Annotated in this window: 12 protein-coding genes; 5 read left to right on the forward strand and 7 right to left on the reverse strand. The window is 37.7% G+C overall.

Annotated features, from left to right (window positions below):
* Window positions 1-70: 70 nt before the first annotated feature.
* Window positions 71-724: a response regulator gene (locus ACO05G_RS13650; protein ID WP_421763254.1), complete on the reverse strand. Its 654-nt coding sequence runs from the start codon at window positions 722-724 to the stop codon at window positions 71-73.
* The gene (locus ACO05G_RS13655; protein ID WP_421763255.1) at window positions 711-2,069 is read right to left on the reverse strand and encodes a response regulator; all 1,359 of its coding nucleotides are present in this window, start codon (window positions 2,067-2,069) and stop codon (window positions 711-713) included. Before ACO05G_RS13655 ends, ACO05G_RS13650 begins: the two co-directional genes overlap by 14 nt.
* A gap of 191 nt (window positions 2,070-2,260) precedes the next feature.
* Here ACO05G_RS13655 and ACO05G_RS13660 point away from each other — a divergent pair, with 191 nt between their 5' ends.
* A complete protein-coding gene (locus ACO05G_RS13660) occupies window positions 2,261-2,743 on the forward strand; it encodes a helix-turn-helix transcriptional regulator (protein ID WP_348488851.1) in 483 nt (160 codons plus the stop codon).
* On the opposite strand, the gene ACO05G_RS13665 is transcribed toward ACO05G_RS13660, so the two are convergent.
* Window positions 2,727-5,984: a PAS domain S-box protein gene (locus ACO05G_RS13665; protein ID WP_421763256.1), complete on the reverse strand. Its 3,258-nt coding sequence runs from the start codon at window positions 5,982-5,984 to the stop codon at window positions 2,727-2,729. The two genes, ACO05G_RS13660 and ACO05G_RS13665, sit on opposite strands and share 17 nt — an antisense overlap.
* A gap of 264 nt (window positions 5,985-6,248) precedes the next feature.
* Here ACO05G_RS13665 and ACO05G_RS13670 point away from each other — a divergent pair, with 264 nt between their 5' ends.
* From ACO05G_RS13670 to ACO05G_RS13685, 4 genes are all read left to right on the forward strand, one after another.
* Entirely contained in the window at window positions 6,249-7,277 is a 1,029-nt protein-coding gene (locus ACO05G_RS13670) for an extracellular solute-binding protein (protein WP_421763257.1), read from the forward strand.
* A 109-nt stretch (window positions 7,278-7,386) separates the two neighbouring features.
* Window positions 7,387-8,832 (forward strand): ABC transporter permease, encoded by a 1,446-nt coding sequence (locus ACO05G_RS13675; RefSeq protein ID WP_421763258.1) that lies wholly within the window; start codon window positions 7,387-7,389, stop codon window positions 8,830-8,832.
* A complete protein-coding gene (locus ACO05G_RS13680; protein WP_421763259.1) occupies window positions 8,829-9,842 on the forward strand; it encodes an ABC transporter ATP-binding protein in 1,014 nt (337 codons plus the stop codon). The genes ACO05G_RS13675 and ACO05G_RS13680 overlap by 4 nt, the downstream gene beginning before the upstream one ends.
* Before the next feature lie 367 nt (window positions 9,843-10,209).
* Window positions 10,210-10,398 (forward strand): PspC domain-containing protein, encoded by a 189-nt coding sequence (locus tag ACO05G_RS13685; RefSeq protein ID WP_348282082.1) that lies wholly within the window; start codon window positions 10,210-10,212, stop codon window positions 10,396-10,398.
* On the opposite strand, the gene ACO05G_RS13690 is transcribed toward ACO05G_RS13685, so the two are convergent.
* The 4 genes from ACO05G_RS13690 to accD form a co-directional block, all read right to left on the reverse strand.
* Entirely contained in the window at window positions 10,395-11,531 is a 1,137-nt protein-coding gene (locus ACO05G_RS13690) for a formimidoylglutamase (RefSeq protein ID WP_348282081.1), read from the reverse strand. The two genes, ACO05G_RS13685 and ACO05G_RS13690, sit on opposite strands and share 4 nt — an antisense overlap.
* Before the next feature lie 238 nt (window positions 11,532-11,769).
* Entirely contained in the window at window positions 11,770-12,105 is a 336-nt protein-coding gene (locus tag ACO05G_RS13695) for a hypothetical protein (protein WP_348282080.1), read from the reverse strand.
* Between the two features lie 168 nt (window positions 12,106-12,273).
* Window positions 12,274-13,569: an NADH:ubiquinone reductase (Na(+)-transporting) subunit F gene (gene nqrF / locus ACO05G_RS13700; protein ID WP_421763260.1), complete on the reverse strand. Its 1,296-nt coding sequence runs from the start codon at window positions 13,567-13,569 to the stop codon at window positions 12,274-12,276.
* Window positions 13,570-13,694: 125 nt separating this feature from the next.
* Window positions 13,695-14,534 carry an acetyl-CoA carboxylase, carboxyltransferase subunit beta gene (gene accD / locus ACO05G_RS13705; protein ID WP_421763261.1) on the reverse strand — a complete coding sequence of 280 codons (840 nt, stop codon included), beginning with the start codon at window positions 14,532-14,534 and terminating at the stop codon, window positions 13,695-13,697.
* Between the last annotated feature and the right edge of the window lie 88 nt (window positions 14,535-14,622).

A 14,622-nucleotide genomic window follows, 5' to 3' on the forward strand; every position in this document is an offset into this window, starting at 1 on the left:
CCTACTGACATAAGTACCCTGAAACTAGAATGGTAAATACGGGACTTTAGATAAGCAAAATCACTAACTATCAGGAGTTTATCAATCCAAGATTCATAGCCTTTTTTATTAACTCAGCCATATTCTTGGCGTGTAGTTTCTTCATTATATTGCCACGATGAGCCTCTACAGTGCGTTCGCTAATGAATAGCTTGTCTGCAATTTCCTGACTTTTTAAGCCATCTGAAATATCATTTAACACTTCGATTTCACGCTTTGTCAGTTGTACACTATCAGCTTTTTTCTTCTCTTTTTTGATCTCTTTGTAGGAATTCAGGGCTGTGTCAATAACCTCACGACTGAAGAATTTTCCCCCTTCAACTACTTTTTCAATGGCTATTAAGATTTCATCTGCCACACTGTCTTTTACTACATATCCGGCGATATTAAAGTTGAGCCCTTCCATTACATACTCCTCATCCTTATACATACTCAGAATAATGATTTTGAGATTGGGGTGGTTTTCACCAATCAATTTGGCAGCTTCTAGACCTGTCATCTCTGGCATTGAAATATCCATTAGAATGATGTCTGGAAGCTGTCCCTCATTCAAAGCATCAATTGCATTCGCAGCTCGATCGTATTCCCCTATTATATCAATTGAAGGGTCCAGATCAATGATGCTTCGGACTCCCTTACGAACGAGTTCATGATCTTCAACGAGAAATAATTTAGTCTTTTTCATTGTATGGAATCTTTAAGCTAATAAAAGTACCCTTTCCTTTTTGCGAATCAATATTAATTTCTGCTTTCAACACCTGAGATCTGAATAAAATGTTTTGAATTCCATGATGAGATGTATTTGTTGTATAATCTCCGATTTCAAATCCTCCTCCATCATCCTCGATTGTCATCTGAAGGTGATTACTAAATCCATGTAATTGAATAGAGGCATTTTTTGCGTTAGAGTGCTTTATGATGTTTGAAATATTTTCCTGTGCTATCCTGTAAATGTTGACCTTGACCTTCATGTCTAGTTCAGGTAAGTCTTCCGATAGAAATTCAAAGGAAATTTCCGACGAATTGTTGGCTTGCTCTATTACTTTTCTAACACATACATCGATTGGAAAATCGCTTAACAGGGTAGGCAAAAGACCATCTGTGACCTTTCTCATCTCATCTAAAAACTGATCAACCATCTCAATAAGGCCCTTGCCGGTATCTCCTCTTTTGACAGAGAGTTTTATCATGTTAGCTATTTGCCCCACTCCATCGTGAAGATCTCTTGCAATCCGCTCTCGCTCCTTCTCCTGTCCCTCAATAAATGACAGAAGTCGACGGTTTTTCATTTCTTCATTTACCTCATGGATTCTGACCCGTTCGGTAATGTCCTTAAAGAAAAACAGTGTATACTCCTCATCAAGAGATACATTATGTGAATAAAAATCACCATAGATGGTATCTGTATCACTTAAAATCAATTCGAGTTCCGAAACATCTTCTTTACCAACTACCTCGACGGCACCACCTGTTTTATGATCCCTAAAGTCCAATAATTCTTCTATTGGCTTATTCATTAGCTGATCAAATGGACGCGAGGTGATTTTCTCTACCACTGAATTAGTATATCTAACCACTCCTTTTTCATCTAATAAGAAAATGGCCTTGTCAATCGAGTTAATTATCGCCTGGAAAAGCTCGCTATTCTCTTTTATCTTCTTTTCCGCCTGTGCTTTATATAGTGCAACGTCTATATTAGATAGTAACTCAGCTTCATTAAAAGGCTTAACTACATAACCGAAAGGCAAACTAAACTTTGCTTTTTCTATCGTTGGCTCATCTGTTAGTGCCGTTAAAAAGATAATGGGGATATCCAGGCTTTGTTTGATTTCAAATGCAGCATCAATTCCATCGGAATTGGTCTCCATCATGATATCCATCAGAATTAGGTTCGGAGTTTGCTCTGCGGCGGCAGTTACTGCCTCTTTACCCGAATAAACTGAAAAAACTTCGTGTCCACCAGATTCCAACGCATGTTTTATATGCTGATTTACAATTAAAGAATCTTCTGCAACTAAAATTTTTCCCATAGCTTGTTAGCTGATAAACCGAATTTATAAGAAATTGTGAGATATTACAATTGCAAGCGTCAAGAATAGGTTCCTAAATGAAACACGTTTTTATCGTATCAAAGAATCCATCCTTTCCCAATTATCTTTTTTTGATAATCGATCAATTGTATCCCAATAATTGTGTTCTCGAACCGGAATTTAAAGAGAACATGGATTTGATAATTATTGATTCGGAGACGATCACCCCTAATGAACTCAATGCATATGACGTAGACGTTCCGATTGTGCTTTTTGCTTTTAAACTGCGACCCGTCCTAATCCAATATACATCAAGGTTTGACATCAATGGAGTAATCACTCTTTCTATGGAGGCGGAAGAGATCATGAAAACGATTCAAATTGCATTGGAAAAAGACATTTTTTACAACGAAGCGATGATTTCGATGATCTTTTCAAATAAAACCAATGACTCAGCTGAGCGAGTAAATTCAGTTACTGAAAGAGAGAGTGAAATTTTGGTACTAATGATGAAGGATCAGACAAATGAGGAGATTGCGGAAAATCTAAACCTGAGTGTGAGGACTGTAAATGCACATAAAGGTAATATCATGCGAAAAGTGGGTTGTAAAACAACTAGTGGGTTAATTCAAATTCTTTTAGATTACTCTCCCTCTTTTAGAAACATACTTTAAATCCTTTTTTCGATTCAATACTTAACTCGCCACCAAGTTGTTTTGCAAAGGTTTTAATTAACGAAATTCCCAAGCCGGTTTCTTTGGATAATACATCACTATCCATTTCATCACCATTATTTAAGACCTTTAATGTATGTCCTTCTCCTTCTTTTTCAAAGAAAATTGTAACTACACCATCTGTAATATTTCTAAACCCGTGTTTTACCGCATTACCAACCATTTCACTTACAATCAAACCTATCAGTAATGCTTTCTCTACATCGAAAATTACCTGTTCCGCCTTTACCTCAACGGTAAACCTTGATGACGAAAGTATTATATGAAGTTCATTAGCTATATGCATTAAATACTCGCGAATATCAATTTCAGAGACATTGTAGAAGGTATATAGCTTATCATGGATGACTGCCATTGCCTTTATTCTGTCATTGATCTCTTCAAAAACTTGTTTGGATTTTTCACTATCCAATTCGTAAGACTTTAAAGCCAGGATCGAGGAGATTAATTGCATATTGTTCTTTACACGATGATGAACTTCTTTGATCAATATATTTTTCTCCTCCAGAGAAGTCTCCAGCTTTTTTTGAAGGCCCTTATCTACAGAGATGTCATAAACTACACCTACCATACCCTTCACCCTATTTTTTTGATCACGTAAAACTCGTGTGAAAGCTCTGAGGTATTTATCTCCGCTTTCTAAGTGAATCTGCACTTCAGATTCTAAGAAGTTAATTCCCTTTTTTATGAGTTGTAGGCTGGAGTCAATTACACCTTGATGCTCATCCGAAAAGTATTTTCTCAGCTCAAGCAATGAGAGCGGCTGATTTTTTTGCTCAAAAATTGAATACATTTGATCTTCCCAGAAAATCTCATTTTTATCTCTATCGTACTCCCAAACACCCAGATTGGCTATCTCGGTTGCCAGCAACACTCTATCTGAAAGTTTTCTAATCCTTTGTTCGGCATGTTTCTGTTCTGAGATGTCTTGAACCGTGCCTATCATTTTCACAACTTTCCCTGCATCATCTTTTATCATCCTACCTCTTCCTGAAATCCACTTGAGTGTTTTCGACTTTAAATGATTGATTCGGTAGATATGAAAAAAGTCCCTTGCCTCTAAGATGCTCTTCTCCAATTTTTGTTGGAATTCAGTTAAATCCTCAGGATGTATAAGGTCTTCAATTACCGAAACATGTCTGTTTGTTTCAGAAAATCCCATCATAGAGACCATTTCCTCAGATGGGTTAAAGATTCCAGTTGCGATATCAAACTCATAATTTGCAATTTTTGATATTCGTTGAGACTCCAAAAGCTTTGATTGACTTTCCTGTAATTTTCGTTCTGCTTTTTTCAAGTCAGTAACATCCAGCATACCCGTAATGGAACGCTCAAAGTTTCCTTCTTCATCATACTCGGCTACTGCACTTAGCAAAACATCCATTTGCCCGCCATCCTTTTTTCGAAACGTATATTCTATGTTTCGGACAAAGCCATCGGTAAATAACTTTTCTAGGTTTGGAGGGACTTGCTTAGCAGATTCTTCTGATAGAAAAGCAAACGGAGACTTACCTATTACCTCATTTCGTTCAAAACCCATCTTCTCCAGCCAAAAATCACTGACTGAAATAATTTCCAGCTTTTCGTTGATCGAGTGCATCATTACCGGAGCTTTGTTATAGATATTCCGATACTTCCTTAATGACTTTTCCAAAGCCATCTCAATCTCTTTTCTGGTATTAATATTCTGCCAGGTAATTACTGCTCCAAAAGGCTCGTTTAAAGGTGTTGCTCGAATGTTGTACCACTTGCCATCTGCCATTTTTATTTCATGATCTAACACTTTTACCTCTTGATTCAGAATAGATTCCAGGCCTTTTTTCAAATAATCCTCTTCATCTAGAAGAGATATAAAATCAAAAATTGACTGACCAGTAGCGAGTGTTGAATAAGGTTTTTCCCTTACGTAAAGCTTTAACCTCTTATTAACATTAATGACTTCCCCTTTGTGATCTATTACTAATATGGCCTCATCCAAAGCATCTAAAATTCCTTGTTTGAGCGACTCTTCCTGCTTAGTGTTTTCCTCTGCCTGGATATATTCCGTAATATCCTCCGTGATATAGATCACGTTTTCAAGCTCTCCGTTTGAATCAAATAAAGGATAATACTTTAATTTGAATGTTTTTGTAAGGTCTGCGTGAGTTAAATTGATTGAAGTTGTTAATTCGCCACTTTCCCCTACAAATGCTTTTTTTATTTCTTCTAACTGAGAATCCTTGGTGAATAGGTCATTCTCAAAAATATTGAATACCCCTATGTAAGATTTCAAATCTACCATCCAGTATTCCTCACACTTGGAATTTGCAGCAATGAGGACACCTTGACGATCGTAAATAGTTATCGCATAAGGAGCTTCGGATATTAGCTGCCGATAGCGTTGTTCACTTTCTTTTAGAAGAGATCTTGCATTTTTTTTCTCTGTGATATCAACCATCAGGCCTCTGAGCATAACAGGCTCCTCTCCATCACGGACAACCTCAACCATGTCACGAATCCAAACCAGTTCTCCCCCTTTGCTAACGATTCGATATTCTAACTGATAATTTTCTACATCGCGAGCCTTCTGACTTTCATATGAGATTACATGCTGCTTATCACGTTCATCAATTCTAGATTGCCAAAATCCCTCTTTTAACCACTCATCCGTAGAGAATCCAAAAAGTGTTTCAATTTTTGGGCTTATATAAGTGAAAGATTTTGTTCCAAAGCTACTTTCCCACACCACGGCATTGATATTCTCAACCAAGATCTTAAAGCGATCCGACTCTTCCTGTTTCTTTCTTTTATTTTCAATCTTTTCCGTTATATCAACAAAATTTGAAATCCCTCCAATGAATTTTTCATTCTCATCATATGCAGGAGCAGCATTAACTGAGAACCACCTTGTTTTTCCATTTATTTTGACCCCTTGCGTAGCTGAGATAATAATACTTTGATCCTTGAAGACTGATGTAAGAATGTGATCCTCATCAGCTATGGGCTTGCCAAATTCATCAAATTCAAACCATACAAATTTTGAATAATGAACACCAAGCACGGGCTTTTCCTTCCCTACCTTCAACAGTGAGCGTGCAGACTTATTGACATAGATAACCACGCCTTGAAGGTCAACCTGAATGACTCCAAATGGCATATTATCTAAAACATGTTTATGAATTATGCCTGCTTGTTTTTCCAATAGTTAGCTAGTAAATAGTCTTGCTCAGAATTTAAATTTATTCAATTGATTCTATGGATAAGCATTTTAACTAAAACAATATCCATATATACACGAAGATCACCTGACTCATCGAATTGTTCTATTTGTAATGTATAAAATACAATGCGTTCAGCAGTGTGATTAGGTGATTAGGTGCCTCCAGGCGGGGTACCTTTTTTTTGTGCCTTATTTCTTTATTTAGATTGATTCTAAATAATTACATTTGCCCAAAATTCAATACGCATGAAATATATCAAGTTTTTACTAATCACGCTAGCCATTGCCTGTACGGCTCCAAAAGAAAATTCAGAAGCTGATTCTTCAGAAGAAAAAGTGTTGAACGTTTATTCTCATCGACATTATGATGCGGATAAACAGGCGTTCGAGCGATTCACAAAAGAGACTGGTATCGAGATCAATTTGGTCAAGGCCGGAGCGGACGAATTAATAAATCGACTAGAGATGGAGGGTCAAAACTCACCTGCTGATGTCTTAATAACCGTTGATGCTGCTAAATTAAATAGAGCGAAATCAAAAGGTCTTTTACAGCCCGTAGATGCGAATACCAATAATAAACCAGAGTTTGTGGATGTAGAAAATCATTGGTATGCCATTACTTACCGAGCTCGGGTAGTTGCATTTGATAGGGAAGATGTTGATATCTCTGAACTCTCTACTTATGAAGATCTAGCTTCTGATAAATGGAAAAAACGGATCCTGATAAGATCTTCAAGTAGCTCATATAACCAGTCTCTACTTTCATCCATTATCCATGAAAATGGACCTTCTGCAGCCCAGGAATGGGCTAGTGGTATTGTTGCAAATATGGCCAGAGAGCCAAAAGGAGGTGACAGAGATCAGATAAAAGCCATTGCCTCTGGAGTTGGGGATATTGCAGTAGTAAACACTTACTATGTCGGTTTGCTTCTGAATTCAGAAAACCCAGAAGAGGTAAAAGTTGGCGAACGAGTTGGTATCTATTTCCCCAATCAGGAAGATAGAGGTGGACATATCAATATCAGCGGAATAGGAGTTACCAAGTATGCTCCGAATAAAGCTAACGCTATAAAGTTTATTGAATTTCTAACGAGTAAGGAAATCCAGGAATTTTACGCAGCGACCTCATTTGAATATCCTGTTCACAAAGAAGTATCTCCAGATTCTACAATTGCTGCATGGGGTGAATTCAAAATCGATAACCTTGACTATGCTCAAAAACCTGAGCTACTTGAAGAGGCAATAAGAATATTTGATGAGGCTGGCTGGAATTAAGAAAGCTAAACACTTTTACTGGCGACTCGTTACAAATATTGTTTTAGTAGCACTAGTGCTGCCCTTGATACTTGTAGCGAGTCGTACTGCTTCAATTGATTTTACGAATTTGAAGCATTTAACTAGCACACTACTTCCTACCTACTTATATAATACCTCAATACTCGTCCTTGGTACCTCCTTTCTAACCTTAATTTTGGGTGTCTCAACAGCCTGGTTTGTCACTATTTACAATTTTCCTTTTCGAAGACAATTCGAGTGGATATTGATCCTTCCTCTTGCTATACCCACATTTATTAATGCCATCTCTTATGTTGGATTGACTGATTATGCAGGCCCGATAAGAATCTTACTACGATCGATGGGTACAGATATTTATTTGGATTTAATGAATCATTTTGGGGCAATTTTCACGATGAGCTTTGTGTTATATCCATATGTTTATGTAACCTCCAGATCCGCTTTTTTACTTCAATCAGCATCGCTCATAGAAGTGTCCCGATCACTTGGTCAATCCATGAATAAGACGTTTAGGAAAGTAGTCTTTCCCCTTGCCTGGCCTGCCATATTTGCCGGTTTAATCCTGGTCATTATGGAGGTGCTCAATGATTACGGAGTGGTTTCATACTTTGGGATACCCACCTTTACGGTAGGCATATTTAGGTCGTGGTTGGCCCTGGGTGATCTGCCAACTGCCACATTTTTATCTTTGGTTGTACTGATATTTGTTGTTGCACTTCTAATCATCGAATTCAAGGCTAATCAAAACAAAAAAACGTCAGTTGATAAATCGGAAGTTTCATTCTCCAGACTCGATCCTAAAAGAAAATGGATGGTCTTCATCGCCTGCTTTATTCCAGTTCTTATCGGTTTCATTATTCCGGTACTTCAACAGATTTGGTGGTTCTTTTTATCTTATACCCCTGAGATTTGGAGTCAACTCTATTTATTAGCTAAACATACAGCTACTTTAGGTGCTATTACCAGCCTATTGATTGTAACACTGTCGATCATTTTAGTTTATACGTTTAGATTGGTGAACAAAAAAGGGATAAAGAGAACTATATCTAAGCTTCCGCTGCTTGGTTATGCAATGCCGGGTGCCGTAATTGCGGTTGGGATTATCGCGTTGATCCTGATGATAGATCCTACCCTCATTTATTCAGGTGTAATTGCTCTGATATTTGGTTATACTGTGCGTTTTTTTGCGGTAGGATATGGTTCTATTGAATCTGGCTTTGAGAAAATATCCAAGCAACTTGATGACGCTGCAGTTTCAATGGGAAGTGGCACTTTTAGAAATTTGGTGAAAATACATGTTCCCATTCTTAAACCTGTTTTGCTTGGCGCTATGATTATGGTATTCGTTGACGTAGCTAAAGAGCTTCCACTAACCTTGATATTGAGGCCTTTCAATTACGAAACACTTGCCACAAATGCATTCCAGTATGCTAAAGATGAAATGGCACCTAGGTCTGCTTCATCGAGCCTTCTAATTATTTTTGCAAGCGCAATACCCGTATATTATTTAAACAGAATATTGCATAGAAAATGAACTTGAGGGTTGAAAATATTAGAAAGAGTTTCGAAGACAATCTTGTTCTTAAGGATGTCTCGCTTTCTATCAATAAAGGTGAAATTCTTTCATTAACTGGAGAAAGTGGATGCGGAAAAAGTACGCTTTTAAGGGTTATCTCCGGCCTGGAAACTCCTGAAAGTGGCCATGTTTTTTTAAACGATCAAGATATCACCCATTGGAAACCTGAAAAAAGACAGTTCGGGTTCGTTTTTCAAAACCTCTCGCTTTTTCCACACCTTACTGTAAAAGAGAATATCTTTTATGCCATTGGAAGAAAGTATAAAACAGAAAACAAGCTAAATCAACTGCTGGAAATGACGGGGCTTGAAGGTCTTCCAAACAGATATCCTCATGAACTCTCCGGTGGTCAACAACAACGAGTCGCTTTGGCCAGAGCCCTTGCCATCAACCCTCAGCTTTTGATACTTGATGAGCCTTTCAGTAGTTTGGATGAACTTTTAAAGACGCGTATACGTGAGGAAATATTTGATCTTTTAAGGTCACTTGAGATAACAACTATACTTGTCAGTCATCAAGCTTCTGATGCATTCCTTATTGCAGACAAACTTGTCGTGATGAGAGAAGGAGAGGTAAAACAAATAGGACAGCCATCTGAGGTTTACAATAACCCAGTATCACCATACGTATCTGATTTTTTTGGCGCCAGTGTCATTATAAATGGTTCGAAAAATAAAAAAGGTAGTTTGGTTGAGACTCCATTTGGAACTTTAAATGTAGTATCAAAAAAAATGGGTGATATGAAGCTTTTTATCAGACCGGAGAATATTGAGATCACATCATCTGCTACCTTTAATCTTAGTGGAGTAGTTTTAAAGAAGGAGTTTAAAGGCCCTCATGATGTACTTCGAATAGGTCACCCGTCTAACAATGAGTTTATCAGTCTGGAAACGGAAAGATGTCCGATCGAAGTGGGTGAACCTATCTATCTAAAGGTACCTGAAGATCAGATTCAAGTTTTTGAATAGTGTTCGGTCAAATTATTTACCTGTTCGTTTTTGCACAATTACAGCATTTCGAATTAGTGTTAAAAAACTGAAAATCAGGTAGTTAATTTGTTTTGGCATGCCTTTTGTGCTTTAAGAAGACATGGCAGCCAACCGAACCAACATACGCCTCAACAAAACCCTACTTATTTTATTGGGTATTCTGCTAGCGTGTTTACTTACGCTCAATGCAAAGTCGCTCTACACCGCAGACTTATTGAGTACTCCGACCAAATCCACTGAAGTAGACAAATCCCCATCCAAAACCTTAATTGATAAAATTGGGATGATCAGTTTTACGACTTTTCACAAAAAAATCTCATCTTTAAAAAAGTAAAGGAAAATGGAAATGACGAAAAGACTTTTTAGATCTAATGATAGAATGTTGGGTGGCGTGTGTGCCGGAATAGCAGAATATTTAGGCTGGGACCCTACCCTTGTTAGGATCGCATATATCATCCTGTCAATTGTTAGTGCAGCCTTCCCCGGTATTCTGGTTTACATTATTCTCTGGGTGGTGATGCCCCCCAGGTTCTAAACTTTATTAAAGAAATTCATCCACCTATCCGGAATTTCACCCTTTAATGCCAGGTCATAATCACTTTGGTTGCAAGCAATCATTCTATTTCGATTAAATAACCCTTCAGAATCCGGGTTAGGAACCTCCATCCACCATCTTTCTGAAAGTTTACTCTTATAAAACCTGATTGTTTCCGGCTCTCCTCCGAGGTGAACTTCGTACATCAGGTAATCATTGGATTTGAAATTTTTATCACCCTTACGGTGATAGTACCCTTCTATGAAATACCATATCATTGTACTCATCACAAAGGCGGTCTTATTATCTTTTGAGTCCTTGGCTGCATCATAATTATAGATACCAACAGAGCTCATCTTTTCATTTTGACCTGCATACCAGCATAATTGGCAGGCTTCCTCACCTGTTAGTCCATATACTTTAGCATTGGAGGCTCCCGGTGCATATAAAGCCTGAAGTGCACTTAAGTCAAACGAAAGCATGTCTGCATCCCGCACGATTGGCTCAATATCTTTAATGTTTTCTTTTACCACTCCCAATCTGATTGACTCAAACGAAAGCTTATCCAACAACTCAATTGATTTCTGATCGGTTAGATAACTTTGATAACCAAGGTGACAATAACCAAATAAATAATTTGGACTGTGTTTAAATATCTTCCCTATGTGATTTGAAGCAATGTGTTCGCCATCGAAATCCATAGCATTATCGATATTCAAGACTGAAATCAATTTCTCTGCTGTCTCATACGCGTAATACTGGCCAAGGTCAAGGTCATGACTTCCTCCAAAAAGAACCGGTATGATATTCTTCTCCATTAGGTAGGCGCATACCTCCTTTAGCCTCAAGTAGGTGTCTTCTATTTTAGGCCCGTTTCTGAAATTACCCAGATCAATGATGCCGTAATCTCCATATCCTTTTTTTAGGGCGTAAAGTTGTTTCCTGACCGCTTCTGCTGACGCTAATTCCGATGAATTATCTCCTCCTCGATATTCCGTTAACCCAATCAACGCAATATCCATACCCTCATGATCAGGCATCTTATCGCGATTTACATAAATGGATGATTGGAAGGATGTTGGTGACTGATCAACATCTACTTCTGTTGGATTAAAAAAGAGCTTGAGATCCATAATGCTAAGATAGCCATAGAGATATTATGACAAATCTATTCCTTAATCAAAAAGACTATCTAGAGCCAAATCCGTAAGTTTCAGTACCATTTCTAATTCAACTCTTCTCAGAAAATGATACTTGCAGATCTGATTAGGTTAAGAGTAAATTACGGGTTACGGAATTTACGGATTATTCGTATTCCAATAAAAAAGCCTTGCATTTCTGCAAGGCTTACATAGCACATTTCAAAAGGATTTACTTTATGGTAAATCCAAAAGCCTCTTCATACCTTTCTCCCTGAATCAAAATCGTATATGTACCTTCCGATAGGTTTACTAAAGAAGCAAGGTCAATCGTATTCGTTGATATTCTTGTGTCCACTTCCTCATTAATAATCACCCTCACATTTTTCTTGTCCTTTGTATCAATAACTATTGAGGTCTCTCTGGAAAAGACAGGTTGACCGCTTTCAAAACCAATAGCCGAACTTGAAAATTCAATACTTGGTACGTCTAAACTTTCAGATGTCTTAGTATCAAAATTGAAGTTTCCAAAGAAGACAAATACAAGAATGAAGATTGAATTAGGCATTTAGTGATATTTTTTGCTTGACTTTATATCCTACAAAAATTATAAATCAAAGGCTTGAGAGAAAGGAGCCAAATACGGAAATTCATATAGGTGAAAATCCTATATGGATTTTGTGCATAAAAAAAGCCTTACATTTTCTGCAAGGCTTCTCTATTATTTCGATAAAACTTATCCTCCGAAATCGTCAAATCTTATGTTTTCATCTGGTATTCCAAAATCCTCTCCCATTTTTTGAACCGCTTGGTTCATCAATGGTGGTCCACAGAAGTAAAGTTCGATTTCTTCTGGCTGATCATGCTTGCTCAGGTAGTGATCAATTACTGCTTGGTGAACAAATCCTAAAAAGCCATCACCCTTATCGTCAATTGATTTTTTTTCTTTCCAATTGTCTTCTTCCAATGGTTCTGAGAGTACAATATGGAATTTGAAGTTTGGAAAGTTTTTTTCCAATTCATAAAAATGCTCCAAATAGAAAAGTTCTCTTTTTGATCTTCCACCATACCAGTAAGTTACTTTTCTTCCTGTTTTCAGCGTTTTGAAAAGATGATATAGATGTGATCTCATTGGAGCCATACCTGCACCGCCACCTACATAAAGCATTTCTGCATCAGATGGATTAATGAAAAACTCTCCGTATGGTCCTGATATAGTTACCTTATCCCCAGGCTTAAGTCCAAAAATATACGATGAAGCAATGCCAGGATTGACATTCATCCAGCTGTTCTTAGCTCTATCCCAAGGTGGTGTGGCTATACGAACATTCAGCATTATTTCTTTTCCTTCAGCAGGGTAAGAAGCCATTGAGTAGGCTCTTTCTATCGTCTCATCATTTTTCATCTTAAGATCCCACAGGCCAAACTTGTCCCACTCCTCCTGAAATCTGTTTGGATCTTCATGCTCTTCCGGATGGGCGGTAATATCAATATCTTTGAAATCTACCTCACATTTTGGGACTTCAATTTGGATATAGCCTCCAGCCTCATAATCCATTTCCTCCGGAATTTCAACAACAAATTCTTTAATAAAAGAAGATACGTTCCAGTTTCTTACAACAGTTGCTTCCCACTTCTTAATTCCAAAAATCTCTTCCGGAATTTCAATTTCCATGTCATTTTTAACTTTCACCTGACATGCAAGGCGTACATTTTCTTTTTGCTCGCTTCTACTTAGGTGACCAACTTCGGTTGGAAGTACATCACCTCCACCTTCGATAACCTTGCACTTACACATGGCGCACGTACCTCCTCCGCCACATGCTGATGGCAGAAATACACTCTTTTGAGAAAGAGTAGAAAGTAAGGTCGAGCCAGCCTGAGTGACCATAGGATTCTCAGAATCACCATTAACAGTGATCTTCACCGGACCAGATTGAACCAATTTTGATTGTGCCAGTAACAGGATTAAAACTAATAATAGAATTAAAACTGTAAAGGCGATGATTGAAGTAATAACAATTGAAGACATATGTCTAAAACCTTTTTATTTAAAAATCACGGCAAATATAGTTGATCTAACACTCCATATTAACCGATAAACCAAACCTTTTTTGATCTTATCCTCAAACACCTTGTTGAGTGAAAATGTTGGATTTAATCCAACATCTTTAATAGCATGGTTAACCTTGTTTTAAGTTGACGTCTATCAACAATAAAATCAAGAAACCCATGATCTAAAACAAACTCTGAACTTTGAAATCCTTTTGGTAAATCTTTACCAATAGTCTCCCGAATCACTCTTGGTCCGGCAAAGCCTATTAATGCTTCAGGTTCAGCAATGTTAAAGTCTCCCAACATGGCATAAGAAGCAGTAACTCCACCCGTAGTTGGGTCTGTCAGCAATGATATGTAGGGTATTTTAGCCTCACTTAATAAAGCGAGTTTCGCGGAAGTTTTCGCCATCTGCATTAGCGAAAAACCTGCTTCCATCATCCTCGCCCCACCGGACTTTGAAATCATTAAAAAAGGAATCTTCTTTTTTAATGAGTAATCTATTGCACGAGCGATTTTCTCACCTACAACAGATCCCATTGAGCCCCCTATAAATGAAAAATCCATGCAGGCAACAACCAAGTCGATCCCATTCATTTTCCCTGTAGCACTTCTGACCGCATCTTTCAATCCCGTTTTTTTCTGGGTCGCGTTAATTCGGTCTGGGTATTTCTTGGTGTCTTCAAATTTCAACGGATCCCCTGAAGTTAGATCCGCATCCAGCTCAGTGAATTTATTGTTATCAAATAATATCTCGAAGTATTCTTTTGAACCGATTCGCACATGATAATCGTCATCCGGGCATACGTAAGAGTTATTTTTTAACTCCCGCATGTGGATAATACTTCCACTCGGAGTTTTATACCAGAGCCCATCAGGGACTTCTTTCTTATCTTCCGTCTTGGTAAGTATTCCTTTGTCTTGTCGCTTAAACCACGCCATTCGAATTATTTCTCAGTTAATTAGCAAAGCTAAATGATAATCTCGAAAGCTAAGTTCGAGTAATCCCTATTTAGTATCGCTAGAAAAT

The organism is Ekhidna sp. (assembly GCF_965227465.1).
Lineage (GTDB): Bacteria > Bacteroidota > Bacteroidia > Cytophagales > Cyclobacteriaceae > Ekhidna.

Bases quoted from the DNA above. Each gene is read 5' to 3' on its own strand.
- ACO05G_RS13650 (WP_421763254.1), bottom strand. From the start codon at position 724: ATGAAAAAGACTAAATTATTTCTCGTTGAAGATCATGAACTCGTTCGT.
- ACO05G_RS13655 (WP_421763255.1), bottom strand. From the start codon at position 2,069: ATGGGAAAAATTTTAGTTGCAGAAGATTCTTTAATTGTAAATCAGCAT.
- ACO05G_RS13660 (WP_348488851.1), top strand. From the start codon at position 2,261: ATGGATTTGATAATTATTGATTCGGAGACGATCACCCCTAATGAACTC.
- ACO05G_RS13670 (WP_421763257.1), top strand. From the start codon at position 6,249: ATGAAATATATCAAGTTTTTACTAATCACGCTAGCCATTGCCTGTACG.
- ACO05G_RS13680 (WP_421763259.1), top strand. From the start codon at position 8,829: ATGAACTTGAGGGTTGAAAATATTAGAAAGAGTTTCGAAGACAATCTT.
- ACO05G_RS13685 (WP_348282082.1), top strand. From the start codon at position 10,210: ATGACGAAAAGACTTTTTAGATCTAATGATAGAATGTTGGGTGGCGTG.
- ACO05G_RS13690 (WP_348282081.1), bottom strand. From the start codon at position 11,531: ATGGATCTCAAGCTCTTTTTTAATCCAACAGAAGTAGATGTTGATCAG.
- ACO05G_RS13695 (WP_348282080.1), bottom strand. From the start codon at position 12,105: ATGCCTAATTCAATCTTCATTCTTGTATTTGTCTTCTTTGGAAACTTC.
- nqrF (WP_421763260.1), bottom strand. From the start codon at position 13,569: ATGTCTTCAATTGTTATTACTTCAATCATCGCCTTTACAGTTTTAATT.
- accD (WP_421763261.1), bottom strand. From the start codon at position 14,534: ATGGCGTGGTTTAAGCGACAAGACAAAGGAATACTTACCAAGACGGAA.